The 24,111-nt window shown below is 73.1% G+C and carries 21 protein-coding genes; 18 read left to right on the top strand and 3 right to left on the bottom strand.

The genetic code is table 11. From position 1 onward, the window contains the following. Positions 1–6: 6 nt before the first annotated feature. The 3 genes from hisS to ACFP3U_RS09500 all read left to right on the top strand — a co-directional run bounded on the left by hisS (position 7) and on the right by ACFP3U_RS09500 (position 3,675). On the top strand, positions 7–1,269 hold the full coding sequence (gene hisS / locus ACFP3U_RS09510) for a histidine--tRNA ligase (RefSeq protein ID WP_380224865.1): 1,263 nt from the start codon (positions 7–9) through the stop codon (positions 1,267–1,269). After that, on the top strand, positions 1,266–3,056 hold the full coding sequence (gene aspS / locus ACFP3U_RS09505) for an aspartate--tRNA ligase (RefSeq protein WP_380224864.1): 1,791 nt from the start codon (positions 1,266–1,268) through the stop codon (positions 3,054–3,056). The genes hisS and aspS overlap by 4 nt, the downstream gene beginning before the upstream one ends. 112 nt (positions 3,057–3,168) lie before the next feature. Continuing rightward, positions 3,169–3,675 (top strand): GNAT family N-acetyltransferase, encoded by a 507-nt coding sequence (locus ACFP3U_RS09500; RefSeq protein ID WP_380224863.1) that lies wholly within the window; start codon positions 3,169–3,171, stop codon positions 3,673–3,675. On the opposite strand, the gene ACFP3U_RS09495 is transcribed toward ACFP3U_RS09500, so the two are convergent. Then, complete coding sequence (locus ACFP3U_RS09495) at positions 3,672–4,634, bottom strand: LysR family transcriptional regulator (protein WP_380224862.1); 963 nt, start codon at positions 4,632–4,634, stop codon at positions 3,672–3,674. The genes ACFP3U_RS09500 and ACFP3U_RS09495 overlap by 4 nt on opposite strands. Positions 4,635–4,915: 281 nt before the next feature. Here ACFP3U_RS09495 and ppk2 point away from each other — a divergent pair, with 281 nt between their 5' ends. The 4 genes from ppk2 (at position 4,916) to rpsD (ending at position 8,877) form a co-directional block, all read left to right on the top strand. After that, a complete protein-coding gene (gene ppk2 / locus ACFP3U_RS09490; protein ID WP_380224909.1) occupies positions 4,916–5,695 on the top strand; it encodes a polyphosphate kinase 2 in 780 nt (259 codons plus the stop codon). Positions 5,696–5,813: 118 nt separating this feature from the next. Beyond that, entirely contained in the window at positions 5,814–6,428 is a 615-nt protein-coding gene (locus ACFP3U_RS09485; RefSeq protein ID WP_380224861.1) for a hypothetical protein, read from the top strand. A gap of 77 nt (positions 6,429–6,505) precedes the next feature. Beyond that, the gene (locus tag ACFP3U_RS09480) at positions 6,506–7,951 is read left to right on the top strand and encodes a replication-associated recombination protein A (RefSeq protein WP_380224860.1); all 1,446 of its coding nucleotides are present in this window, start codon (positions 6,506–6,508) and stop codon (positions 7,949–7,951) included. Between the two features lie 311 nt (positions 7,952–8,262). Then, a complete protein-coding gene (gene rpsD / locus ACFP3U_RS09475) occupies positions 8,263–8,877 on the top strand; it encodes a 30S ribosomal protein S4 (RefSeq protein WP_376149976.1) in 615 nt (204 codons plus the stop codon). Between the two features lie 92 nt (positions 8,878–8,969). Here the strand turns inward: rpsD and ACFP3U_RS09470 are convergent, their stop codons facing one another. Together ACFP3U_RS09470 and ACFP3U_RS09465 are read right to left on the bottom strand one after the other, a co-directional pair. Further along, positions 8,970–9,263, bottom strand: coding sequence for a tetratricopeptide repeat protein (locus ACFP3U_RS09470; RefSeq protein WP_380224908.1), 294 nt, complete (start codon positions 9,261–9,263; stop codon positions 8,970–8,972). Between the two features lie 87 nt (positions 9,264–9,350). Next, positions 9,351–11,516 carry an ATP-binding protein gene (locus ACFP3U_RS09465; protein ID WP_380224859.1) on the bottom strand — a complete coding sequence of 722 codons (2,166 nt, stop codon included), beginning with the start codon at positions 11,514–11,516 and terminating at the stop codon, positions 9,351–9,353. A gap of 291 nt (positions 11,517–11,807) precedes the next feature. Here ACFP3U_RS09465 and ACFP3U_RS09460 point away from each other — a divergent pair, with 291 nt between their 5' ends. The 11 genes from ACFP3U_RS09460 to aroQ all read left to right on the top strand — a co-directional run bounded on the left by ACFP3U_RS09460 (position 11,808) and on the right by aroQ (position 23,717). Continuing rightward, complete coding sequence (locus ACFP3U_RS09460; protein WP_380224858.1) at positions 11,808–12,284, top strand: DUF948 domain-containing protein; 477 nt, start codon at positions 11,808–11,810, stop codon at positions 12,282–12,284. Between the two features lie 4 nt (positions 12,285–12,288). Next, positions 12,289–12,729 (top strand): DUF6167 family protein, encoded by a 441-nt coding sequence (locus ACFP3U_RS09455; RefSeq protein WP_380224857.1) that lies wholly within the window; start codon positions 12,289–12,291, stop codon positions 12,727–12,729. After that, positions 12,729–15,398: an alanine--tRNA ligase gene (alaS, locus tag ACFP3U_RS09450; protein ID WP_380224856.1), complete on the top strand. Its 2,670-nt coding sequence runs from the start codon at positions 12,729–12,731 to the stop codon at positions 15,396–15,398. The genes ACFP3U_RS09455 and alaS overlap by 1 nt, the downstream gene beginning before the upstream one ends. Continuing rightward, a complete protein-coding gene (gene ruvX / locus ACFP3U_RS09445; RefSeq protein WP_380224855.1) occupies positions 15,398–15,883 on the top strand; it encodes a Holliday junction resolvase RuvX in 486 nt (161 codons plus the stop codon). Before alaS ends, ruvX begins: the two co-directional genes overlap by 1 nt. Before the next feature lie 107 nt (positions 15,884–15,990). Then, positions 15,991–17,244 carry an endolytic transglycosylase MltG gene (gene mltG / locus ACFP3U_RS09440; protein WP_380224854.1) on the top strand — a complete coding sequence of 418 codons (1,254 nt, stop codon included), beginning with the start codon at positions 15,991–15,993 and terminating at the stop codon, positions 17,242–17,244. A gap of 156 nt (positions 17,245–17,400) precedes the next feature. Next, positions 17,401–19,347, top strand: coding sequence for an endolytic transglycosylase MltG (gene mltG / locus ACFP3U_RS09435; RefSeq protein WP_380224853.1), 1,947 nt, complete (start codon positions 17,401–17,403; stop codon positions 19,345–19,347). A 28-nt stretch (positions 19,348–19,375) separates the two neighbouring features. After that, a complete protein-coding gene (locus tag ACFP3U_RS09430) occupies positions 19,376–20,206 on the top strand; it encodes a shikimate dehydrogenase (protein ID WP_380224851.1) in 831 nt (276 codons plus the stop codon). 290 nt (positions 20,207–20,496) lie between these two features. Beyond that, a complete protein-coding gene (aroC, locus tag ACFP3U_RS09425) occupies positions 20,497–21,681 on the top strand; it encodes a chorismate synthase (RefSeq protein ID WP_380224850.1) in 1,185 nt (394 codons plus the stop codon). Then, positions 21,678–22,199 carry a shikimate kinase gene (locus ACFP3U_RS09420; protein WP_380224849.1) on the top strand — a complete coding sequence of 174 codons (522 nt, stop codon included), beginning with the start codon at positions 21,678–21,680 and terminating at the stop codon, positions 22,197–22,199. Before aroC ends, ACFP3U_RS09420 begins: the two co-directional genes overlap by 4 nt. Then, positions 22,192–23,280, top strand: coding sequence for a 3-dehydroquinate synthase (gene aroB / locus ACFP3U_RS09415; protein WP_380224848.1), 1,089 nt, complete (start codon positions 22,192–22,194; stop codon positions 23,278–23,280). Before ACFP3U_RS09420 ends, aroB begins: the two co-directional genes overlap by 8 nt. Before the next feature lie 8 nt (positions 23,281–23,288). Further along, positions 23,289–23,717 carry a type II 3-dehydroquinate dehydratase gene (gene aroQ / locus ACFP3U_RS09410; RefSeq protein WP_030300233.1) on the top strand — a complete coding sequence of 143 codons (429 nt, stop codon included), beginning with the start codon at positions 23,289–23,291 and terminating at the stop codon, positions 23,715–23,717. Positions 23,718–24,111: the final 394 nt, after the last annotated feature.

The following is a 24,111-nucleotide window of genomic DNA, read 5'->3' as shown; positions in this document are numbered from 1 at the left end:
GAGAAGTTGAGCACCTTCACCGCCCCCAAGGGCACCTACGACCTGCTGCCGCCCGGCTCCGCGACCTTCCTGGCGATCCGCGAGGCGATCGCCGCCCCCGCCCGCCGGGCCGGCTACGGGTACATCGAGACCCCGGTCTTCGAGGACGTCAAGCTGTTCTCCCGGGGTGTCGGCGAGTCCACCGACATCGTCTCCAAGGAGATGTACACCCTCACCACCAAGGGCGGCGACGAGCTCGCGCTGCGCCCCGAGGGCACCGCCTCCGTGCTGCGCGCCGCGCTCCAGGCCAACCTGCACAAGCAGGGCAACCTGCCGGTCAAGCTCTGGTACTCCGGCTCGTACTACCGCTACGAGCGCGCCCAGAAGGGCCGCTACCGCCAGTTCTCGCAGGTCGGCGCCGAGGCGATCGGCGCGGAGGACCCGGCGCTGGACGCCGAGCTGATCATCCTGGCCGACGACGCCTTCCGTACCCTCGGCCTGCGCGACTACAGCCTGCTGCTCAACAGCCTCGGCGACAAGCAGTGCCGCCCGGTCTACCGCGCCGCCCTGGTCGAGTTCCTGGCCGGCCTGGACCTCGACGAGGACACCCGCCGCCGCGCCGAGATCAACCCGCTGCGCGTCCTGGACGACAAGCGCGAGGCGGTGCAGGCCCAGCTCGGCGGCGCCCCGATGCTGCGCGACTACCTCTGCGAGGACTGCAAGGCCTACGACGAGAAGGTCCGCGAGCTGCTCACCGCGAACGGCGTCGCCTTCGTCGACGACCCCAAGCTGGTCCGCGGGCTGGACTACTACACCCGCACCACCTTCGAGTTCGTGCACAACGGCCTCGGCGCCCAGTCCGCGATCGGCGGCGGCGGCCGCTACGACGGCCTCTCCGAGATGATCGGCGGCCCGGCGCTGCCCTCGGTCGGCTGGGCGCTCGGCGTGGACCGCACCTTCCTGGCCCTGGAGGCCGAGGGCGTCACCCTCGACCTGCCGGGCGCCACCTCCGTCTACGCCGTCGCGCTCGGCGAGGAGGCCAAGAACGTCCTGTTCGCCAAGGTGGTCGAGCTGCGCCGGGCCGGCGTCGCCACCGACCTCGCCTTCGGCGTCAAGAGCATCAAGAACGCCATGAAGTCCGCCGACCGGTCCGGCGCCCGCTTCGCCCTCGTCGCCGGGGACCGGGACCTCGCCGAAGGCGTCGTCCAGCTCAAGGACCTCACCACCGGCGAGCAGAACCCCGTCGCCCTCGACGCACTCGTCACCACCCTGAAGGAGAAGCAGCTGTGATCCGCACGCACGACGCGGGCACGCTCCGCCCGGAGCACGCAGGCACCACCGTCACCCTGGCCGGCTGGGTCGCCCGCCGCCGCGACCACGGCGGCGTGGCGTTCATCGACCTGCGCGACGCCTCCGGCACCGTGCAGATCGTGGTCCGCGACCTCGACTCCGTTCACGGCCTGCGCGCCGAGTACTGCGTCAAGGTGGTCGGCGACGTCCGGGTGCGGCCCGAGGGCAACGAGAACCCGGACATCCCGACCGGCGCCGTCGAGGTCGTGGTCAGCGCGATCGAGGTCCTCTCCGAGGCCGCGCCGCTGCCGTTCCCGGTCGCCGAGTACGAGCCCGGCACGGTGAACGAGGAGGTCCGCCTCCGCTACCGCTACCTCGACCTGCGCCGCGAGGGCCCGGCCAAGGGCCTGCGCCTGCGCTCCAAGGTCAACAACATCATCCGCCGGGTGATGGAGGAGAACGACTTCCTCGACATCGAGACGCCGTACCTCACCCGCTCCACCCCCGAGGGCGCCCGCGACTTCCTCGTCCCGGTCCGCCTGCAGCCCGGCCACTGGTACGCCCTGCCGCAGTCGCCCCAGCTGTTCAAGCAGCTGCTGATGGTGGCCGGCATGGAGCGCTACTACCAGATCGCCCGCTGCTTCCGCGACGAGGACTTCCGCGCCGACCGGCAGCCGGAGTTCACCCAGCTGGACATCGAGGCCTCCTTCGTCGACCAGGAGGACATCCTGGCGCTCGGCGAGAAGATCATCGGTGCCGTCTGGCGCGAGGTCCACGGCTACGAGATCCCGAACCCGCTGCCGCGGATGACCTACGCGGACGCCATGGGCCGCTACGGCTCGGACAAGCCGGACGTCCGCTTCGGCCAGGAGCTCACCGAGCTCACCGAGTACTTCAAGGGCACCGAGTTCCGGGTCTTCCAGGCCCCGTACGTCGGCGCCGTGGTCATGCCCGGCGGTGCCTCGCAGCCGCGCAAGCAGCTCGACGCCTGGCAGGACTGGGCCAAGGCGCGCGGCGCCAAGGGCCTCGCCTACGTGCTCATCGACGCCGAGACCGGCGAGCTGCGCGGCCCGGTCGCCAAGAACCTCTCCGCGGAGCACCTGGCCGGCCTCGCCGCCGCCGCCGGCGCCAAGAACGGCGACGCGATCTTCTTCGCGGCCGGCAAGGAGCGCCCCTCCCAGGAGCTGCTGGGCGCCGCCCGCCTGGAGATCGGCCGCCGCTGCGAGCTCATCGACGAGTCCCGCTGGGCCTTCCTCTGGGTCGTCGACTTCCCGATGTTCGAGCCGATCGAGGACGACAAGGGCGCGTTCCAGGGCTGGCACGCCGTGCACCACCCCTTCACCGCCCCCACCGCCGAGTCGCTGGCGACCTTCGACACCGACCCGGGCAGCGCCCTGTCCAACGCCTACGACCTCGTGCTCAACGGTTCGGAGCTGGGCGGCGGTTCGATCCGTATCCACCAGCGGGACGTGCAGAAGCGGGCGTTCGACGCGATCGGCCTCTCCGAGGAGGAGGCCGCCTCGCAGTTCGGCTTCCTGCTGGACGCCTTCAACTACGGCCCGCCGCCGCACGGCGGTGTCGCCTTCGGCCTCGACCGGATCGTCACCCTGCTCGGCGGGTACGACACCATCCGGGACGTCATCGCCTTCCCGAAGACGTCCACCGGTGGCGACCCGCTGACCGGTGCCCCGACCCCGATCACCCCGGCGCAGCGCCGCGAGGCCGGCGTGGACGCCCAGCCGAAGGTCCGCGAGGACGCCAAGTCCGAGGCCCAGCCGAAGGCCTGACGGTCCGTCGGCCGACATCGGCCGGTATCGGCCAACCTTTCACGGCCCCGGACGGCACCTCGCCGTCCGGGGCCGGTCCACAACGGCGTGCGACAGAGAGAGGGTTCCTCCCGTGAAGGTGCGTACCAGAATCGAGTGTCCCGAGGACGCTCCCGCCACCAGGCGCGTCCACATGGCCGCCTTCCCCGGCCCCGACGAGGCCGATCTGGTCGACGCGCTGCGCCGCGACCCGGCCTGGCTGCCGGAGCTGTCGGTGGTCGCCGTGGACGACGGGGGGCTGGTGGTCGGCCACGCGCTGCTCACCCGGCTGCGGGTCGGCGAGGGCACCGCGCTGGCGCTCGCGCCGGTCGCCGTCGCGCCCGAGTGGCAGCGCAAGGGGGTCGGCGAACTGGTGGTCCGGGCCGCGCTGACGGCCGCCGAGGAGGCCGGCGAGAAGCTCGTCGTCGTGCTCGGCGACCCGGACTACTACCGCCGCTTCGGCTTCATCCCGGCCCAACGGCACGAGGTGAGCGGCCCGTTCGAGGTGCCGGACGGGTACTTCCAGACGCTCGCGCTGTCCGCGTACGACGGCTCCCCGCGGGGCGTGTGCCAGTACCCGGACCCCTTCGAGGCCGTTTAGGTCCTGTCTTGGGGCCTGTCTCCTGGATCCGCGCCGGGGGCCCCGGCGTGCTCCAGGACCCGCTTCCCGAGACCTACCGTGGCCCGGCAGCTGAGCACGAACGCGGCCATGGCAGGTGTCGGCGTCCGGTCCTTCGGCCAGTACAGCCCGACCTGGCTCGGGCTCAACCCCCGCACCGGCCGGTACGCGACATCCTCGCGCGGTGCCAGCCGGCTCATCGTCTCCGGGGCGAAACCGACGCCCTGGCCGCACACCACGGCGGCCAGCCACTCGTCGGTGTTGTGCGCCACCGCGCCGATCCGCACCGGTCGCCCGCCCCGCTCCCGGACCGCCAGCCAGTAGTCCCGCCAGTGCCCGGACTCGTGCGGGATCGCCACGAAGGGCTCGTCGAGCAGCTCCTCGAAGTCGATCACCGCACGGCCGGCCAGCCGGTGCCCGGCCGGCAGCGCCACGCAGCGCGGCTCCTCGCCCAGCGCGGCCACGCCGTACCGCCGGGCCAGCGAGGGCGGCGCGTGCCAGAGCGTCAGGTCGATCTCCCCGGTGGCCAGGCCCGAGGTCGGGTCGAACCAGTTGTTCTGCCGCAGCTCCACCTGCCAGCCCGGCATCCGCCGGGCGAAGTCCGCCACCGTGCGCTGGGTCATCACGTTGATGATGCCGCCCTCGAACCCCACCCGCAGCGTCGAGCCGTGCTCCGCCGCGGCCGCCCGGGTGGCGCGCAGCGCCTCCTCCCAGCCGGCCATCAGCGCGTCGGCGTGCGCGGCCAGCGCCAGGCCGGCCCGGGTCGGCGTCATGCCGTACCGCGAGCGTTCGAACAGCTCGACCCCGAGCAGGGTCTCCAGCTGGCGGATCTGCTTGGTCAGCGTCGGTTGGGAGACGAACAGCCGGGCCGCCGCCGCGGTCAGCTGCCCCTCCTCGCAGACCGCGGCGAAGCTGCGCAGCAGACGGGTGTCGACATCCATGCCGCAAGGTTATGGAACAGTAAATTGGACCGGCTCGGCAGGTCTGCGCCATGGTTGATCGTTCGGTCCTCGGACCGTCCCACGGGGGAGCCGGACAGCGGCGGTTCAGGGGGCTGCCGCTGTCCGGCCGGACCGCCTCCGGCCTGCGGAAACCGGGTCCGGGGCGTACGGTGAGGGGGCATCAGCACCCGCCGAACCCCGCCGAACGGAGGCACCAGGTGGCAGCCGAGGCCCAGCGCGAGCAGAGCGCCCCGGACGGGCGGAGCGGTCCGGCCGAGCGGCTGGCGAGGAAGCCCTACGAGCGCGAGCTGCTCCGGCTCCAGTACGAACTGGTGAAGCTCCAGGAGTGGGTGCGCGCCGAGGGCGCCCGGCTGGTGGTGGTCTTCGAGGGGCGCGACGCGGCCGGCAAGGGTGGCGCGATCAAGCGGGTGACGGAGTATCTGAACCCGCGCATCGCCCGGGTGGCCGCCCTGCCCGCGCCCACCGAGCGGCAGCGCACCCAGTGGTACTTCCAGCGGTACGTCGAGCACCTGCCGGCCGCGGGGGAGATCGTGCTCTTCGACCGGAGCTGGTACAACCGCGCCGGGGTGGAGAAGGTGATGGGCTTCTGCACCGAGGAGGAGTACTGGCAGTTCCTGCAGCAGTGCCCGACCTTCGAGCGGATGCTCACCGAAGCCGGCCTGCTGCTGCGCAAGTACTGGTTCTCGGTCAGCGACACCGAGCAGGAGCGGCGCTTCCGGGGCCGGCTGGAGGATCCGATGAAGCGCTGGAAGCTGTCGCCGATGGACGTCGAGTCGATCACCCGCTGGGAGGACTACTCGCGGGCCAAGGACGAGATGTTCCTCCACACCGACACCCCGGACTCGCCCTGGCACGTGGTGGAGAGCGACGACAAGCGGCGGGCCCGGATCAACATGATCGCCCACCTGCTCTCCACCGTCCCGTACCGCGAGGTGGGCCCGCGGCGGATCGAGCTGCCGGAGCGCCCGGCCTCCCGGGGCTACCGGCGGTCGCCGAAGGACCTCCAGAAGTACGTCCCGGACCACGCCGCGGGCCTCTGAGCCGCGTCCTCCGGATGGCCCTGCGGCGTTGCCGGAGCCGCCGCCGCGCCGTCCGATGGACGTGCTCGGCAAGGTACCGGCGGCCCGCAGGCGGCCGGACGACGTCAGGAGACCGGCCATGTTCGTTCGCACCGGCTATTTCACCGGCGATCCCGACCTCATCGGCGGGGCCCTCGACGGGCTGAGCGCCGAGGCGGTGGGGCTGCTGTCCGCGCAGCCCGGCTACCGGGGCTTCGGGCTGTTCGCCAACCGGGAGCTCGGCATCATCACGATGGGCTCGTGGTGGGACAGCCGGCAGGCCGAACGGGACAGCGACGCGGCGCTGCGCGGGCGGCGCGGCGAACTGCTGACGCCGTTCGCCGGCACGGTGACCGTCGACGTCTGGGAGGCCGTGGTGGCCGCCCGGCCCGCCGAGCCGGTGCCCGGTTCGTGGTTCCGGCTCGCCAAGTTCGACTTCGAGCGCTCGCAGGCGGAGCGGATCGTCACCGCCTTCCGGGACCAGGCGCTGCCCGCGCTGCAGCGGATCCCCGGCTTCCTCGGCGGCTCGATGCTGCTCAACGTCGAGGACGAGCGCGGCGCGGTCGGCGGCCTGTTCAACAGCCGGGAGACCCTGGACGCCTCGCGCGGCCCGGTCGCCGAGGCCCGGGCCAGGGCGGTGGCCGCCGGCGGGTCGACACTGCGCTCGCTGGAGGAGTTCGAGGTCGTCCTGCTGGACCTCCCGCGGCAGCCCTGAGCGACCGGCGGCGGGCTGGCGGCGGGCAGTCGGCGGGCTGTCGGTGGGCTGTCGGTGCGCTCGCATAGGCTTCCGGTGTGGACGAACCGGACCTCTTCACCGCCGCCGCCGAGGAACGCCAGGCCAAGGAGCCCGGCCGGGCGCCGCTCGCCGTGCGGATGCGCCCGCGCACCCTCGACGAGGTGGCCGGCCAGCGGAAGCTGCTCAAGGACGGCTCCCCGCTGCGCCGGCTGGTCACGGGGTCGCGCGGCCCGGCGGCGACCAGCTCGGTGATCCTCTGGGGCCCGCCCGGCACCGGGAAGACCACGCTCGCGCATGTCATCAGCCAGGCCGTCGAGGGCCGCTTCGTCGAGCTGTCCGCGATCACCGCCGGTGTCAAGGAGGTCCGCGCGGTCATCGACGGCGCCCGGCGCGCGGTCGGCATGACCGGCCGCGAGACGGTGCTCTTCCTCGACGAGATCCACCGCTTCTCCAAGGCCCAGCAGGACTCCCTGCTCCCCGCCGTGGAGAACCGCTGGGTCACCCTGATCGCGGCGACCACCGAGAACCCGTACTTCTCGGTGATCTCCCCGCTGCTCTCCCGCTCGCTGCTGCTCACCCTGGAGTCGCTGACCGACGAGGACGTCCGGGCGCTGCTGCGCCGCGCGGTGGCCGACGAGCGCGGCCTGGAGGGGGCGGTGGAGCTGACCGCCGAGGCCGAGGACCACCTGGTCCGGCTGGCCGGCGGCGACGCCCGCAAGGCGCTCACCACGCTGGAGGCGGCGGCCGGCGCGGCGCTGGAGCAGGGCGAGCCGAGCATCACGCTGGCCACCACCGAGACCGCCGTCAACCAGGCCGCCGTCCGCTACGACCGGGACGGCGACCAGCACTACGACGTGGCCAGCGCGCTGATCAAGTCGATCCGGGGCAGCGACGTGGACGCCACGCTGCACTACCTGGCCCGGATGATCGAGGCGGGGGAGGACCCGCGGTTCATCGCCCGCCGGCTGATGATCTCGGCCAGCGAGGACATCGGCCTGGCCGACCCGACGGCGCTGTCGACGGCGGTGGCGGCGGCCCAGGCCGTCGCGCTGATCGGCTTCCCGGAGGCGCGGATCATCCTCTCCCAGGCGGCCATCGCGCTGGCCCTGGCGCCCAAGTCCAACGCCGCCTACCTGGCGATCGACGCGGCGCTCGCGGACGTCCGGCAGGGGCTGGCCGGGCCGGTCCCGCCGCACCTGCGGGACGCGCACTACGGCGGCGCGGGCAAGCTGGGGCACGGCAAGGGCTACCAGTACCCGCACGACCTGCCGGAGGGCATCGCCACCCAGCAGTACGCGCCGGACGCGGTGCACGGCAGGGCGTACTACCGGCCGACCCGGCGCGGCGGCGAGGCCCGCTACGCCGACGTCGTGGAGTGGACCAGGGGGCGGCTGCGCGGCGAGCCGAAGGGCGGGGCCAAGGCCGGGACCGAAGGGGAGCGGAAGGGCGCGCCGCAGGGCGGGGCCGAGGGGGAGCGCGGGGGCGCGTCGGAGGCGGAGTGATCTGCCGGTATACTCGATCGGAGTGCCATGTCCCGGGACGGCGGCGGGGGAGACCCAACCGACCGGCCTCACCAGCGGGACCGTGGCCGTAGGCCTCCTTCGGGAGGTCCGCACCAGGAGCGTCGTGCACCGTTTCGGTGTCGCGGGCGACCGGTTTCCCGGTTCGACCGTGTGACCAGCACTTTCGTGCCCGGCCCCGGAGAGCGGCTGATCGCACTGCCCACGGGCGGTGGGGTTTTCTCCGGGCCGCGACATGCGACCTCCGTCAACACCTGGTGAAGCCGTATTCGTGAGCAAGGAAGGTTTGGTTCATGGCGAACCAGAAGCGCCCCAAGGTCAAGATCGCGCGTGCGCTCGGCGTGCCGCTGACCCCGAAGTCCGTCAAGTACTTCGAGGCCCGCCCGTACCCGCCCGGCCAGCACGGCCGTGGCCGCAAGCAGAACTCGGACTACAAGGTCCGTCTGGTCGAGAAGCAGCGTCTGCGCGCTCAGTACGACCTGAGCGAGAAGCAGATGGCGCGTGCGTTCGACCGCGCGAAGAAGGCCGAGGGCAAGACCGGTGAGGCGCTCGTCGCCGAGCTGGAGACCCGCCTCGACGCCCTGGTCCTGCGTTCGGGCATCGCCCGCACCATCTACCAGGCCCGTCAGATGGTCGTCCACGGCCACATCGAGGTCAACGGCGGCAAGGTCAACAAGCCGTCGTTCCAGATGAAGCCGGGCTTCGTCGTGACCGTTCGCGAGCGTAGCAAGGAGAAGGTCCCGTTCCAGGTCGCCCGTGAGGGTGGCAACGCGGGCGAGGGCCAGACCCCGAAGTACCTCGAGGTCAACCTGAAGGCCCTGGCCTTCCGCCTGGACCGTGCGCCGCAGCGCAAGGAGGTCCCGGTGATCTGTGACGAGCAGCTCGTGGTCGAGTACTACTCGCGCTGACCCGCGAGCGGTACGCCTGCGGTACCCAGCGAGCCCCCGTCGCCCTTGTGGCGACGGGGGCTCGCCCCTTTTTGCGCTTCCCTATCGGGGTGTCAGAGCTCCTCGCCGGTCATCGCGGCGGCCAGCCGCAGGTGCGGGCGGGCCTCCTCGGCGCGGCCCTGGCGCTCCAGGGTGCGGCCGAGCATCAGCCGGGCGTAGTCCTCGGCCGGGTCGGCGTCCAGCACCCGGCGCAGCTCGGCCTCGGCCTTGGACAGCTGCGCGGAGTGGAAGTAGCTGCGGGCCAGCAGCAGCCGGACGGAGAGGTTGGCCGGCTCCTCGGCGAGCACGCCTTCGAGCAGCTTGGCGGCGTCGCTGTACGCCTTGGACTCGAAGTAGAAGTTCGCCATGCGGTACTCGTCCGCGATGTTGATGGCCACGGGGTGCTCCTTCCGTACGGGCCGGGTGGTTCTGACCCCTCCAGCAAAGGAGAATCTTCAACTATTCCCCACCCACGAGGGGCGCGGAGCCGGCGGCAGCGGGCCAGGCCCGGGCCGCGGTCCAGGACCCTCCGGATGCTCGCCGCCGCCCAGGGCCCGGTGCACGGCGGCGTCCAGGTCGAGCCGGGTGCCGGTGGTGAAGAAGTCGGCGTACTCCTGCTCGGTCAGTCCGGCGACGGCGCGCTCCGCGCAGGCCCGGTGCGGGCCGTTGAAGGTGCGCGAGCCGAAGAACGGCTTGCCGACCGTCCGCCAGATCCGGTGCGCGGCGCCCTGCAGCACCCGGGCCTCGCGCAGGTCGCCCGGCTCGCCGGGGCCGGCCGGCTCGGTCGCCAGCAGCGCCAGCAGGTCGATCGCCAGCACGATGCCCAGCAGGTCGTGGAAGAGGTGGTTGAGCCGCACGCTCTCCCGGGCCAGCGTCCTGGCCGGCCGGACCTCGCCGTTCAGCCAGTGCGAGTACGCCAGCGCGTAGAGCCCGTACGCGTACGCCCACTGCTCGCCGTGCTCCTCGCACAGCTCGCGGACCTGGCCGAGCCACAGCTCGCCGCTCTCCTGGTCGCCCTGGAACAGGTAGGCGATGCCCAGCTCGAACATCGCCATCAGCACGTTGCTGTTGAGCTCGCCGATGGTCCGGTAGTGCCAGAGCGCCTCCTCGAACAGCTCGGCGGCGCGGGCCGGCTCGTCGCCGATCAGCGCCGCGCAGCCCTGCCGGTGCACGGCGTAGGCGAGCGCCCGGTCGTCCCCGGTGGCGAGCGCCTGGCGGCGGCACTCCTCCAGCGCGGGCCGGGCGGCCACCAGGTCGCCCTGGAGGGTGGCCATGTAGCCGGTCACCCAGAGCGCCTTGGCCCGGGCCTCGGTGGGCTCCGGGTCGAGGGCGAGCGCCCGGTCCAGCCAGTGCCGGCCCTCGCCGAGGTGGCCGCAGCCGACCCAGTAGAACCAGAGCGTGCCGGCCATCAGCAGGCCGATCTGCTCCTCGCCCGGTTCGGCCAGGCAGAACTCCAGGGCGGCCCGCAGATTGGCGTGCGCCAGCTCGGTGCGCTCGGCCGTCTCCGCCTGCCGGGGGCCGAACCACTCGACCTCGCCCCAGGTGGCCACGCCCAGGTACCAGTCGCGGTGCCGGCAGAGCAGCCGGTGCTCCTCGCCGGCCGCGCGCAGCCACTGCCGGCCGTACTCGCGCAGGGTGTCCAGCAGCCGGAAGCGGACGCCGAACGGGCTGTCCTCGCGCAGCACCACGGACTTGGCGACCAGCTCGGTGAGCAGGTCGAGCAGCTCGTCCGGATCGACGCCCTCGCCGGCGCACACGTACTCGGCGGCGTCCAGGTCGAAGCCGCCCGCGAAGACCGAGAGGCGGGCCCAGAGTAAACGTTCCTGCACCGTGCAGAGCTCATGACTCCAGCCGATCGTCGTCCGCAGCGTCCGATGCCGCGGCAGGGCCGCCGGGTCACCGCCGGTGAGCAGTCGGAACCGGTCGTCCAGCCGGGCGCCGAGCTGCTCCACCGACAGCGCCCGCAGCCGCCCGGCGGCCAGCTCCACCGCGAGCGGGATGCCGTCCAGCCGGCGGCAGAGCTGGGCGATCCCCTCGGCGTTCCCGGCGGTGACCGCGAACGACGGCAGCACCGCCCGGGCGCGGTCGGCGAACAGCACCACCGCGTCCGGCGGCGCCCCCGGGAGGATCGCGCCGGCCGTGCCGACCGGCAGCGGCGCCAGGTTCAGCAGGTGCTCCCCGGCCGTCCGCAGCGCCACCCGGCTGGTCGTCAGCACCCGCAGGCCGGGCAGCGCCCGCAGCAGCGCCACGGCCAGCTCGGCGCAGTCCGCCGCGAGGTGCTCGCAGCCGTCCAGGACGAGCAGCAGCCGCCGCCCGGCGAGGTACTCGGTCAGCACCTCCAGCGGGGCCCGCGCGGTGCCGTCGGTCAGCCGCAGCGCCTCCAGCACGGCGTGCCCGAGCAGCCGGCCGTCCTGCACCGGGGCCACCTCGACCAGCCAGATGCCGTCCGGGAACGCGCCGCCCGCCCGCGCCGCGCCCCGCAGCGCCAGCCGGCTCTTGCCGACCCCGCCCGGGCCGGTGACCGTCACCAGCCGCCGTTCGGCCAGCAGCAGCGCCAGCTCGGTCAGCTCGCCCCGCCGGCCGACGAAGCTGGTGACCTCCGCCGGGAGTCGGCCCGGCACCGGCCGGTCCGGCCGTGGTGTGGAATCCCGATCCAACGCCCTGCTCCCCGCTCCGAGGCCCGGGCGTGGTCGGCCCGGGCGTCCGTACTGAGACCGCGTGGGTGGCGGCACTCGGCCGCGTGGGTGGCGGCCCGCCTGGCAGAACGAGGTGACCGGCGGGTAGGTTACGCGCGCCGGTCGCACACCCGGTCGGTTCGCCGCGCGCCCCGCAGGGGAAACCCGGTCCGGAAACCCGGTGCGGTCGCGATAGGGTTCCCCCTGGGAAACAGCAAGGCGAGGGAGCGCGCAAAGGTGTCCGTGGGAGAGCTGGCCGGTCTGCTCGTCGCCGTGTTCTGGGCGGTCCTGGTCACCCTGCTCGCCGTCGTCCTGGTCCGGCTCTCGCGGGTGCTCAAGGAGGCCACCGTCCTGGTCTCCGCCGTCACCGAGCAGGCCGTGCCGCTGCTGACCGACGCCGGAGCCGCCGTGCGCAGCGCCAACGAGCAGCTGGAGCGGGTGGACGAGATCACCGCCAACGTGCAGGACGCGGCGGCCAACGCCAACGCGCTCTCCTCCACCGTCGCGGCCACCCTCGGCGGCCCGCTGGTCAAGGTCGCGGCGTTCAGCTACGGCGTGCGCAAGGCGGTCGCCAAGCAGCAGGGCGCCCTGACGGTGCCCACCCAGCCGACCGAGCGCGAGGAGCTGGCCCGGCTGATCCGGGCCGAGGTGCGCGCCGCGACCGCGCCCAAGGGCGGCCTGCTCGGCAGGGTCCGGCGCGCGGTGAGGGGCTGACGGCATGGTGCGACGCATCTTCTGGATGGCGGTCGGCGCCGGCGCCACCGTCTGGGCCATGAACAAGGCCAACGAGACGGTGCACCGGCTCACCCCGGACAGCCTCTCCGGCACCGCCGCGCGCGGCGCGCTGCACCTGGGCGACCTCGCCAAGCAGTTCGCCCAGGACGTGCGGGCCGGCATGACCGAGCGCGAGGACCAGCTGCGCGAGGACCTCGGACTGGACGGCACCGCCGTCGTCGAGCCCCGCCGCCGCAGGGTGACGCGGGGCGAGCCCCAGTACCGAGCTATCTCGGCGGCGCCCGGGAGTCCGGCCGCCGCCCTGCCTCCGCCCAGCCGTGCCCGCGCCTCGTCCGACGGCGCCGGCACCACCCCCCAAGCCATCGAGAAAACGCCCCGGCGCGCGCTTCCGCCGCGGGGCGGTACCAACCGGAAGGACCACTAATGGAGTCGGCAGAGATCCGCCGCCGCTGGCTGCGCTTCTTCGAGGAGCGCGGCCACTCCGTCGTTCCGTCGGCGTCCCTGGTCGCCGACGACCCCACCCTGCTGCTGGTCAACGCCGGCATGGTGCCCTTCAAGCCGTACTTCCTGGGCGAGGTGAAGCCGCAGTTCTCGCGCGCCACCAGCGTCCAGAAGTGCGTGCGCACCCTGGACATCGAGGAGGTCGGGAAGACCACCCGGCACGGCTCCTTCTTCCAGATGTGCGGCAACTTCTCCTTCGGTGACTACTTCAAGGAAGGAGCCATCAAGTTCGCCTGGGAGCTGCTCACCACTCCCGTCGCGGACGGCGGCTACGGCCTGGAGAAGGAGAAGCTCTGGATCACCGTCTACAAGGACGACGACGAGGCCGAGCAGATCTGGCGCGACGTCATCGGCGTCCCGGCGGAGCGCATCCAGCGCCTGGGCATGAAGGACAACTTCTGGTCGATGGGCGTGCCCGGCCCGTGCGGCCCGTGCTCGGAGATCAACTACGACCGCGGCCCCGCCTACGGCGAGGAGGGCGGCCCGGCCGTCAACGGCGAGCGCTACCTGGAGATCTGGAACCTGGTCTTCATGCAGTACGAGCGCGGCCACGGCGACGGCAAGGACGGGTTCGAGATCCTCGGCGACCTGCCGAGCAAGAACATCGACACCGGCCTCGGCCTGGAGCGGCTCGCCGCCATCCTGCAGGGCGTCGACAACCTCTTCGAGATCGACACCAGCCGGATGATCCTGGACCGGGCCGCCGAGCTCACCGGCCACAGCTACGGCGCCGACCACCGGTCGGACGTCTCGCTGCGCGTGGTCACCGACCACATCCGCACCGCGCTGATGCTGATCGGCGACGGCGTCACCCCGGGCAACGAGGGCCGCGGCTACGTGCTGCGCCGCATCCTGCGCCGCGCCATTCGCAACATGCGCCTGCTGGGCGCGACCGGCGTGGTGGCCAAGGACCTCACCGATGTCGCGATCAAGGCGATGGCCCCGCAGTACCCGGAGCTGGAGAGCGACCGCAAGCGCATCGAGACGGTCGTCGTCGGCGAGGAGGCGGCCTTCCTGCAGACCCTGAAGGCCGGCACCAGCCTGCTCGACGCCGCGGTCACCGAGACCAAGCAGGCCGGCGGCGCGGTGCTCTCCGGCGACCAGGCGTTCAAGCTGCACGACACGTACGGCTTCCCGATCGACCTGACCCTGGAGATGGCCGAGGAGCAGGGTCTCCAGGTCGACGAGTCCGGCTTCCGCCGCCTGATGCAGGAGCAGCGGGACCGCGCCAAGGCCGACGCCAAGGCCAAGAAGATGGGCCACGCCGACGTCGCCGCGTACCGCGAGGTCGCCGACAAGTCCGGCGCGAGCAAGTTCACCGGCTACACCCTCACCGAGGGCGAGGCCACCGTGGTCGGCCTGCTGGTGGACGGCGTCCCGGCGCCGGCCGCCTCCGAGGGCGACGAGGTCGAGATCATCCTCGACCGCACCCCGTTCTACGCCGAGGGCGGCGGCCAGCTCGCCGACCACGGCCGGATCCGGCTGGACTCCGGCGCGGTCGTCGAGATCCGCGACGTGCAGCAGCCGGTCCCGGGTGTCATCGTGCACTCCGGCGGGGTGCTGTTCGGCGAGGTCGTGCTCGGCGCCGCCGCCTACGCCACCATCGACGTGGACCGCCGCCGGGCGATCGCCCGCGCCCACTCGGCCACCCACCTGACCCACCAGGCGCTGCGCGACGCGCTCGGCCCGACGGCCGCCCAGGCCGGTTCGGAGAACGCCCCGGGCCGCTTCCGCTTCGACTTCGGCTCGCCCGCCGCCGTGCCCGGCAGCGTGCTGACCGACGTCGAGCAGAAGATCAACGACGTGCTGACCCGCGAGCTGGAGGTCACCGCCGAGGTCATGACGATGGACCAGGCCCGCAAGGCCGGCGCCATCGCGATGTTCGGCGAGAAGTACGGCGACGAGGTCCGCGTCGTCACCATCGGCGACTTCTCCAAGGAGCTGTGCGGTGGCACGCACGTCGGCAACACCGCCCAGCTGGGCCTGGTGAAGCTGCTCGGCGAGTCCTCGATCGGCTCCGGCGTGCGCCGGGTGGAGGCGCTGGTCGGCGCCGACGCGTACCGCTTCCTGGCCCGTGAGCACACCGTGGTCGCCCAGCTGACCGAGCTGGTCAAGGGCCGTCCGGAGGAGCTGCCGGAGAAGATCTCCGGGATGCTCGGCAAGCTCAAGGACGCCGAGAAGGAGATCGAGCGCTTCCGCGCCGAGAAGGTGCTCGCGGCCGCCGCGGGTCTCGTCGACTCGGCCGAGGACGTGCACGGCATCGCCGTGGTCGCCGCCCGGGTCGCCGACGGCGTCGGCGCGGACGAGCTGCGCAAGCTGGTCCTGGACGTGCGCGGCCGGCTGGGCTCGCGCCCGGCCGTGGTCGCCGCCTTCACCGTGGCCAACGACCGCCCGCTGACCGTGATCGCCACCAACGAGGACGCCCGCGGCCGCGGTATCAAGGCCGGCGAGCTGGTCCGCACCGCGGCCAAGACCCTCGGCGGCGGCGGTGGCGGCAAGGACGACGTCGCCCAGGGCGGCGGCACCAACCCGGCCGCGATCGACGAGGCCGTCGCCGCGGTGCGCGGCCTGGTCGCGGAGCGCGCCAGCTGATGGAGCCCGTCCAGGAGGAGCGCCCCTTCCGGCGTGGCCGGCGGATCGCCGTCGACGTCGGGGACGCCCGGATCGGGGTCGCGTCCTGCGACCCCGACGGGGTGCTCGCCACCCCGGTGGAGACCGTGCCGGCCGGGGTGAAGTCGCAGGCCAGGATCGCCGCGATCGTCGAGGAGTACGACGCGATCGAGGTGATCGTCGGGCTGCCCCGCTCGCTCAGCGGCAAGGAGGGCCCGGCGGCGGAGAAGGTCCGCGGCTACGCGACGCGGCTGGCCAACCGGCTCTACCCGGTGCCGGTCCGGCTGGTCGACGAGCGGATGTCGACGGTCACCGCGACCCACGGGCTGCGCGCCTCGGGGGTCAAGGCCAAGAAGGGCCGCTCGGTGGTCGACCAGGCCGCCGCGGTGGTGATCCTGCAGACCGCCCTTGAGTCCGAACGGGTGAGCGGACGCCCGCCCGGCGAGAGCGTCGAGGCGGCGGGCTGACCGGCCTGATCTAACGTCCCGGTGAGGGGTCCGTGCGGACGCGTCCGCACGGACCCCTCTGCCGTTGCCGTCGTGCCGCGAGCCGTGCGGACCGCCGAGGGGGCGTTGTGACCGACCTGGACCTCACACCGGGCCTCAGCCCCGGCCACCTCGGTGCGCCGGTGATCGAACCGGCGGGTCGACCGCCGGGCGCGCCCTCCCCTCGCCCCGGTGCGCCGGACCCGCACCCGCGGCGCACCGGACTGGCCTGTCTGCTGACCGCCCTGTCGCTGGTCGTCGTCTTCGGCGGGATCGGGCTGGCCGGGTTCAGCTGGATCCAGGGCCAGCGCAAGCCGCCGGCCGCCGCCGACTACGCGGGCGGCGGGTCCGGTTCGGTGCAGGTCTCGGTACCGGAGGGCGCCGGCCTCAGCCAGATCGCCTCGGCCCTGGTGCGCAACGGCGTGGTCGCCAGTTCGCTGGCCTTCACCCGGGCCGCCAAGGGCAGCGCGGCGGCGGCCGGGCGGATCCAGCCCGGCACGTACACGATGCGGCAGCGGATGTCGGCGGCCGCGGCGCTCGCCGTGCTGATCGACCCGGCCAACGCCAACGGCCTGACCATCCCCGAGGGCTGGCGCGGCAGCCAGATCTACGCGGCGATCGACAAGAAGCTCCAGCTGGCCGAGGGCACCACCGAGCAGACGGTCAAGGACCAGGCCGCCGAACTGGGCCTGCCGGAGACCGCCAACGGCAGCCCCGAGGGCTACCTGTTCCCCGCGACGTACAGCGTCACCGCCGACACCACCGCCTCCGACCTGCTGAAGCAGATGGTCGACCGGGCCGGGAAGGAGTTCGCCCGGGACGACGCGGAGGTCGTCGCGACCAACCTCGGGCAGAGCCTGTACGGGCTGGTGACCATCGCCAGCATGGTCCAGGGCGAGGCCGACAACACCGAGGACATGGCCAAGGTCGCGCGGGTGATCTACAACCGGCTGGCCAGGAACATGCCGCTCCAGCTGGACTCGACGATCAACTACGCGCTCGGCCGCTCCACGCTGAACACCAGCGTCACGGACACCCGGCTCGACTCGCCGTACAACACCTACAAGCACGCCGGGCTGCCGCCGACGCCGATCTCCAACCCGGGCCGGCAGGCGATCATGGCGGCGGTGGACCCGGCGCCGGGGGACTGGCTCTACTTCGTGACAGTCAAGCCCGGGGACACCCGGTTCACCGACAGCTTCGACGTGCAGCAGAAGAACGTCGCCGAGTTCAACGCCAACCGGGCGGCGAGCGCCTCCGCGTCGGCCTCCGCCGCGGCCTCGGCGTCCGCCTCGGCCTCCCCGACGGCGGGGGCGCCCTCGGTGGGGGCGGCCGGTCACTGACCGCAGTCGGCCGACGCCCGGGCCCTCGGCCGACTGCGGTACGGTAGCGTCTCCGTCCAGGTGTTGCGCTAGCACGCCGGTTCGACAAGCAGCCGGGACGCCGTCCCGGGCGACCGGGCCGATCCTCCGGTCGTCTCCGTCGGTATAAGGGGATCAATGACCGATCTGGGTCGGGGCTACGGCCCCCAGGGCTCCGAGCCGTGGCATCCGGGTGACCCCGGGTACGGCGGTCAGCAGCCGGTCCCCGGCCAGCAGGACGGGCAGTGGCAGCAGCACCCCCAGCAGCAGTACGGCGACGGCCAGCAGGGTTACCCGCAGCAGGGCATGGGTCAGCAGGGGATGGCCGGTCAGCAGGGTTATCCGCAGGGCGACCAGGGTCAGCAGCAGTACGGCGGCCAGCAGGGCTACCCGCAGGGCGACCAGAACCAGCAGCAATACGGCGGTCAGCAGGGCTACCCCCAGCAGCAGATGCCGCAGCAGGGGTACCCCCAGCAGCAGATGGGCTACCCGCAGCAGGGGATGGGCCAGCAGGGTTACCCGCAGCAGGGCATGGGTCAGCAGCAGGGGATGGGTCAGCAGCAGGGCTACCCGCAGGGCGACCAGAACCAGCAGCAGTACGGCGGTCAGCAGGGCTACCCCCAGCAGCAGCTGCCGCAGCAGGGCAGCCCCCAGCACGGCGGTCACCAGCAGGTCGGGCAGGGCGTCCCCGGCCAGGGTGCCCCCGCGCAGCAGCAGAAGCAGCCGCCGGTCGCCGCGCAGCCCGTCGGCCCCGGGCCGGACGGCATCGACTGGGAGGCGGAGGCCGCCGCGCTGGAGGCTGGCACGGACCTGGCCGGAGCCCATGACGCCGAGCCCGCCGAGGCCGAGTGGGACGTTCCCGAGGACGAGTACGCCGGGGACGAGCACCACGAGCACTCCGAGCACCACGCGGACGGCGTGGACGACGACGGGCAGGGAGGCTTCCTCGGTGAGGAGGACCAGTCCCGCGAGGCGAAGAAGAAGCGCAAGGAGAACGGCAAGAAGTCGGGCCGGCGCAACGGTGGCGCCTGCCTGGTGGTCGCCCTGGTGCTGCTCGGCGTCATGGGCGGCGCCGGCTGGTGGGGTTACGGCTTCTACAAGGACCACTTCGGCCCGCCGCCGGACTTCCCCGGCCCGGGCGCCGGCTCGGTCAAGGTGGAGATCAAGCAGGGTGCCGTCGGCAGCCAGATGGGTCTGGCGCTGAAGCAGGCCGGCGTGGTCAAGAGCGTCGACGCCTTCAACAACGCCTGCGAGAAGAACGTCAAGTGCACCACCATCCAGCCCGGCACCTACAGCATGCCGACGGAGATGTCCGCCGACGGGGCCGTGCAGTTCCTGGTGGACGCCAACGGCGGTGAGAAGCTGATCGTCCAGGAGGGCCTGACCGCCGCGGCCACCTACGTCAAGATCGACGAGAAGCTGAAGCTGCCCAAGGGCACCACCGCGGGCGTCGCCAAGGACCAGGTGGCAAGCCTCGGCCTGCCCCCGTACGCCAACGGCAACATCGAGGGCTTCCTCTGGCCGACCCGCTACTCGATCACCGAGGGCATGAAGCCCGAGGACCTGCTCAAGCAGATGGTCAAGAACGCCGTCGACCGCTACGCGAGCCTGGACGCGGACGCCTCGAAGATCGGTCTGAAGACCGGGTACGAGGTGGTCATCGAGGCCAGCATCCTGCAGGCCGAGGGCAACAACCCCGAGGACTTCGCCAAGATGGCCCGGACCATCCAGAACCGCCTGGCGGACAAGGGCAAGGTCAACGGCAAGCTCGGCATGGACACCACGCTGCAGTACGCGCTGGGCCGCAAGACGCTGGACAAGAAGGACATCAACGACGCGTCCAACAAGTACAACACCTACTACAACGCCGGCCTGCCGCCGACCCCGATCTCCAACCCCGGCGAGGCCGCGCTCAAGGCGACGCTGAACCCGGCGGACGGCAAGTGGCTGTACTTCATCGCGATGTCGCCGACCCAGACCCTGTTCGCCGAGACGGACGCGGAGCACGCCAAGAACGTCGAGTCGTACTGCACGGCGGCCGGCCAGAAGTTCGACGCGGCCTCCGTCCACTGCACCACCAAGTGACGGCCGCCAGGGCCTGAGGGAGAGCCACGTGACCAGCAAGCACCGGGCGGCCGTCCTCGGCTCGCCGATCGCCCACTCGCTGTCGCCCGCCCTGCACCGGGCCGCCTTCGCGGCGCTCGGTCTGGACGGCTGGCGCTACGACCGCTTCGAGGTCGACGAGGCCGGCCTGCCCGGCTTCGTCGCCGGGCTGGACGAGGCCGAGTGGGCGGGCTGCTCGCTGACCATGCCGCTCAAGCGCGCGATCCTGCCGCTGCTCGACGAGGTGAGCGACACCGCGCGGACCGTCGACGCGGTGAACACCCTGGTGTTCACCGCCGACGGGCGGCGCGAGGGCCACAACACGGACGTGCCCGGCCTGGTCAACGCGCTGCGCGAGCGCGGCATCACCGAGCTGCCGGCCGCCGCGGTGCTCGGCGCCGGGGCCACCGCCTCCTCGGCGCTGGCCGCGCTGGCCCGGCTCGGCGCCCGCGAGGTGACCGTCTACGTCCGCACCCCCGAGCGGGCCCGGGAGATGGCCGTGCTGGGCGAGCGGCTGGGCGTGGCGGTGCGGACCGCCGACTGGGCGCGCGGCGCCGAGGCGCTGACCCACCCGCTCACCGTGGCCACCACCCCGGCCGGGGCGACCGACACCTTCGCCGCGGAGCTGCCCGCCGAGCCCGGCGCGCTGTTCGACGTGCTGTACCACCCCTGGCCGACCGGGCTGGCCGCGGCCTGCGCGGAGCGTGGGGCGACCGTGCTCGGCGGGCTCGACCTGCTGGTGCACCAGGCGGTGCTGCAGAGCGAGCTCTTCACCGGGCGCGCCCCCGGGCCGCTCGCGGCGATCCGCGCCGCCGGCGAGGCCGCCCTCGCGGCGGTCTGACCTCCGGTCGCGGCGGGGGGCGCGACGGCGTCGCGACGCGGGTGGTGTACGGACGGTGTGCCTCCACGGTGCGCCCACCGTGCCCGTACGGTGCCCGGGGTGTGGCGGCGTCCCGTCGGCGGTCCCACGGCCGCGCGGGACCGGCCATTCCGGTCCGCCGGTCGGCCGAATGCTGTCCGGTGACCGGACTCCACGGCCGGTGGAGCGTCCGGCATGAAAGGATTCGGGGGAGAAGGCACGCCCGGACGGGTGCGGCAGCCCCGCACCGGTCCGCTGATGAAGGAGCTCCGTTGGGTACGTTGCGCTGGCTGACGGCGGGGGAGTCGCACGGCCCCGCACTCGTCGCGACGCTGGAGGGCCTGCCCGCCGGTGTACCGGTCACCACCGCCGTGGTGGCCGACGCGCTGGCGCGCCGACGGCTCGGTTACGGTCGCGGCGCACGGATGAGGTTCGAGCAGGACGAGGTGACCTTCCTCGGCGGTGTCCGGCACGGCCTCACCATGGGCAGCCCGGTCGCCGTCATGGTCGGCAACACCGAGTGGCCCAAGTGGGAGCAGGTCATGTCGGCTGACCCGGTCGACCCCGAGGTGCTGGCCGGTCTCGGCCGCAACGAGGCGCTGACCCGCCCCCGCCCCGGCCACGCCGACCTGGCCGGCATGCAGAAGTACTCGATCGACGAGGCCCGGCCGATCCTGGAGCGCGCCAGCGCCCGGGAGACCGCCGCCCGGGTCGCGCTCGGCGCCGTCGCCCGCTCCTACCTCAAGGAGACCTGCGGCATCGAGATCGTCAGCCACGTGGTCGAGCTGGCCGCCGCCAAGGCCCCCGCCGGTGTGCTGCCGCTGCCCTCCGACGAGGCCGCGCTGGACGCCGACCCGGTGCGCTGCCTGGACGCCGACGCGTCGAAGGCGATGGTCGCCGAGATCGACCAGGCCCACAAGGACGGCGACACCCTCGGCGGCGTCGTCGAGGTGCTCGCCTACGGCGTCCCGGTCGGCCTCGGTTCGCACGTCCACTGGGACCGCCGGCTGGACGCCCGGCTGGCCGCCGCGCTGATGGGCATCCAGGCGATCAAGGGCGTCGAGGTCGGCGACGGCTTCGAGCTGGCCCGGGTGCCCGGCTCGCAGGCGCACGACGAGATCGTGCCAAGCCCCGAGGGCGCCAAGCGCGTCTCCGGCCGCTCCGGCGGCACCGAGGGCGGCCTGTCCACCGGCGAGCTGCTGCGGGTGCGGGCCGCGATGAAGCCGATCGCGACCGTCCCGCGCGCGCTGCGCACCGTGGACGTGCGCACCGGCGAGGCGGCCAAGGCGCACCACCAGCGCTCCGACGTCTGCGCGGTGCCGGCGGCCGGCATCGTCGCCGAGGCGATGGTCGCCCTGGTGCTCGCCGACGCGGTGAGCGAGAAGTTCGGTGGCGACCACGTGTCGGAGACCAGGCGGAACGTGCGGAGCTACCTCGACCACCTGATCGTCCGATGACCACGCCGGTCGTCGTGCTGGTCGGCCCGCCCGGCAGTGGCAAGTCCACGGTCGGGCGGGCCCTCGCCGAGCGGCTCGGAGTCGGCTTCCGCGACACCGACGCGGACATCGAGGAAGGCGCCGGCAAGCCCATCCCGGAGATCTTCATCGACGAGGGCGAGCCGCACTTCCGCGCGCTGGAGGTGGCGGCCGTGCGGGCCGCCGCCGAGACCCACGGCGGCGTGCTCGCGCTCGGCGGCGGCGCGGTGCTGGCCGAGGCGACCCGCGCGCTGCTGCGGGACCTGCCGGTGGTGTTCCTGGAGGTCCCGCTGGCCGACGCGGTCAAGCGGGTCGGCCTGGACGCCCCGCGCCCGCTGCTGGCGGTCAACCCGCGGGCCCGCTGGCGCGAGCTGATGGAGGCCCGCCGCCCCCTCTACCTGGAGGTGGCCACCGCCGTCGTCGACACCGCCGGCCACACCCCCGAGCAGGTGGCCGACGCCGTACTGGAAGCACTGGAGCTGAAGACCCCCCATGACTGACAACGTCAGGATTCACGTCGGCGGCAGCGCCGGCCACGACCCGTACGACGTGCTGATCGGCCACCAGCTGCTCGGCGAACTGGCACCGCTGATCGGCCCCCGGGCCAAGCGGGTGGCGATCATCCACCCGGAGGCGCTCTCCGCCACCGCCGACGCGATCCGCGAGGACCTGGTCGGCGAGGGCTACGAGGCGATCGCCCTCCAGGTGCCCAACGCCGAGGAGGCGAAGAGCGCCGAGGTCGCCGCGTACTGCTGGTCGGTGCTCGGGCAGACCGGTTTCACCCGCAGCGACGTGGTGGTCGGCCTCGGCGGCGGGGCCACCACCGACCTGGCCGGCTTCGTGGCCGCCACCTGGCTGCGCGGCGTGCGCTGGGTCTCCATGCCCACCACGCTGCTCGGCATGGTCGACGCGGCGGTCGGCGGCAAGACCGGCATCAACATCGCCGAGGGCAAGAACATGGTCGGCGCCTTCCACCCGCCGGTGGGCGTGCTGGCCGACCTCTCGACCCTGGAGACCGTGCCCCTGCACGACTACGTCTCCGGTCTCGCCGAGGTGATCAAGTGCGGCTTCATCGCCGACCCGGTGATCCTCGACCTGGTCGAGGCCGACCCGGAGGCCGCCAGGACCCCGGCCGGGCCGCACACCGTCGAGCTGATCCGCCGGGCCATCCAGGTCAAGGCCGACGTCGTCTCCGGCGACCTCAAGGAGGACGGCCGGCGGGAGATCCTCAACTACGGCCACACCCTGGGCCACGCCATCGAGCGCAACGAGCGCTACAAGTGGCGGCACGGCGCGGCGATCTCGATCGGCATGGTGTTCGCCGCCGAGCTGGGCCGCCTCGCCGGGCGGCTGGACGACGAGACCGCCGACCGGCACCGCGCGGTGCTCGCCTCGGTCGGCCTGCCGCTCAGCTACCGGGCGGACGCCTGGCCCAAGCTGCTGGACGCCATGAAGATCGACAAGAAGTCGCGCGGCGACCTCATCCGCTTCATCGTGCTGGACGGCCTCGGCAAGACCTCCGTCCTGGAGGGCCCCGACCCGTCCCTGCTGGTGGCCGCCTACGCGGAGGTGTCCTCGTGACCCGGGTGATGGTGCTCAACGGCCCCAACCTGGGCCGGCTCGGCAGCCGCGAGCCCGACGTCTACGGCTCCACCTCGTACGCCGGGCTGGTCGAGCGCTGCACCGCGCTCGGCAAGGAGCTGGGCTTCGAGGTCGAGGTCCACGAGACCAACTCCGAGCAGCGGATGGTCGAGTGGCTGCACGAGGCCGCCGACGGCCGGGTGCCGGTGGTGATCAACCCCGGGGCGTTCACCCACTACTCGTACGCGATGCGGGACGCCGCCGCGCAGCGCACCGCGCCGCTCGTCGAGGTGCACATCTCCAACCCGTACGCCCGGGAGACCTTCCGGCACACCTCGGTGATCTCCGCGGTGGCCTCCGGCACGATCGCCGGGTTCGGGATCGGCTCGTACGAGCTGGCGCTGCGCGCGCTCGCCGAGCAGCTCGCGACGGGCTGACGGGGCTTCGGGGCCGGGCCCGGGGCGGACCGGGCCGGTGACCAGCGGCGGTGCGGCGGTGGACTGTGTCCACCGCCGCACCGCCGTGTAGTGTCCCCGCTGAAGGAAGTGGTCGGGAGGTGACCGTGACGCAGTACGCCGGGGGTGGAGCCGTCCCCCCTCGTCCCGTCGCCCCGCCGGTTCCGGGGTATCCGGGTGGCGCGACCGGTTCCGGTCCTGCTCCCGGTCCTGTGCAGGCACCCGTCTCCGCGCCCGCGCCCGTCGCCTCGTCCGGGCCGCCGACCGTCCCGGTGCCGGTGGTCCCGCCCGGTCCGCCGGCCCCGGCGCCCGGGCCGGCCCCCGTCCCGGTCGCGCCGCCCGTCCCGGTCGCGCCGCCCGTCCCGGTCGCGCCGCC

Origin of the sequence: Kitasatospora misakiensis, from assembly GCF_042656005.1 — a bacterium.
GTDB lineage: Bacteria > Actinomycetota > Actinomycetes > Streptomycetales > Streptomycetaceae > Kitasatospora > Kitasatospora misakiensis.
This window is presented reverse-complemented; position numbering and strand designations above follow the sequence as displayed.

Coding starts and splice junctions, on each gene's coding strand:
- ACFP3U_RS09495 (WP_380224862.1), bottom strand. CDS start 4,634: ATGGATGTCGACACCCGTCTGCTGCGCAGCTTCGCCGCGGTCTGCGAG.
- ACFP3U_RS09485 (WP_380224861.1), top strand. CDS start 5,814: ATGTTCGTTCGCACCGGCTATTTCACCGGCGATCCCGACCTCATCGGC.
- rpsD (WP_376149976.1), top strand. CDS start 8,263: ATGGCGAACCAGAAGCGCCCCAAGGTCAAGATCGCGCGTGCGCTCGGC.
- ACFP3U_RS09470 (WP_380224908.1), bottom strand. CDS start 9,263: ATGGCGAACTTCTACTTCGAGTCCAAGGCGTACAGCGACGCCGCCAAG.
- ACFP3U_RS09455 (WP_380224857.1), top strand. CDS start 12,289: ATGGTGCGACGCATCTTCTGGATGGCGGTCGGCGCCGGCGCCACCGTC.
- alaS (WP_380224856.1), top strand. CDS start 12,729: ATGGAGTCGGCAGAGATCCGCCGCCGCTGGCTGCGCTTCTTCGAGGAG.
- ruvX (WP_380224855.1), top strand. CDS start 15,398: ATGGAGCCCGTCCAGGAGGAGCGCCCCTTCCGGCGTGGCCGGCGGATC.
- mltG (WP_380224853.1), top strand. CDS start 17,401: ATGACCGATCTGGGTCGGGGCTACGGCCCCCAGGGCTCCGAGCCGTGG.
- ACFP3U_RS09420 (WP_380224849.1), top strand. CDS start 21,678: ATGACCACGCCGGTCGTCGTGCTGGTCGGCCCGCCCGGCAGTGGCAAG.
- aroB (WP_380224848.1), top strand. CDS start 22,192: ATGACTGACAACGTCAGGATTCACGTCGGCGGCAGCGCCGGCCACGAC.
- aroQ (WP_030300233.1), top strand. CDS start 23,289: ATGGTGCTCAACGGCCCCAACCTGGGCCGGCTCGGCAGCCGCGAGCCC.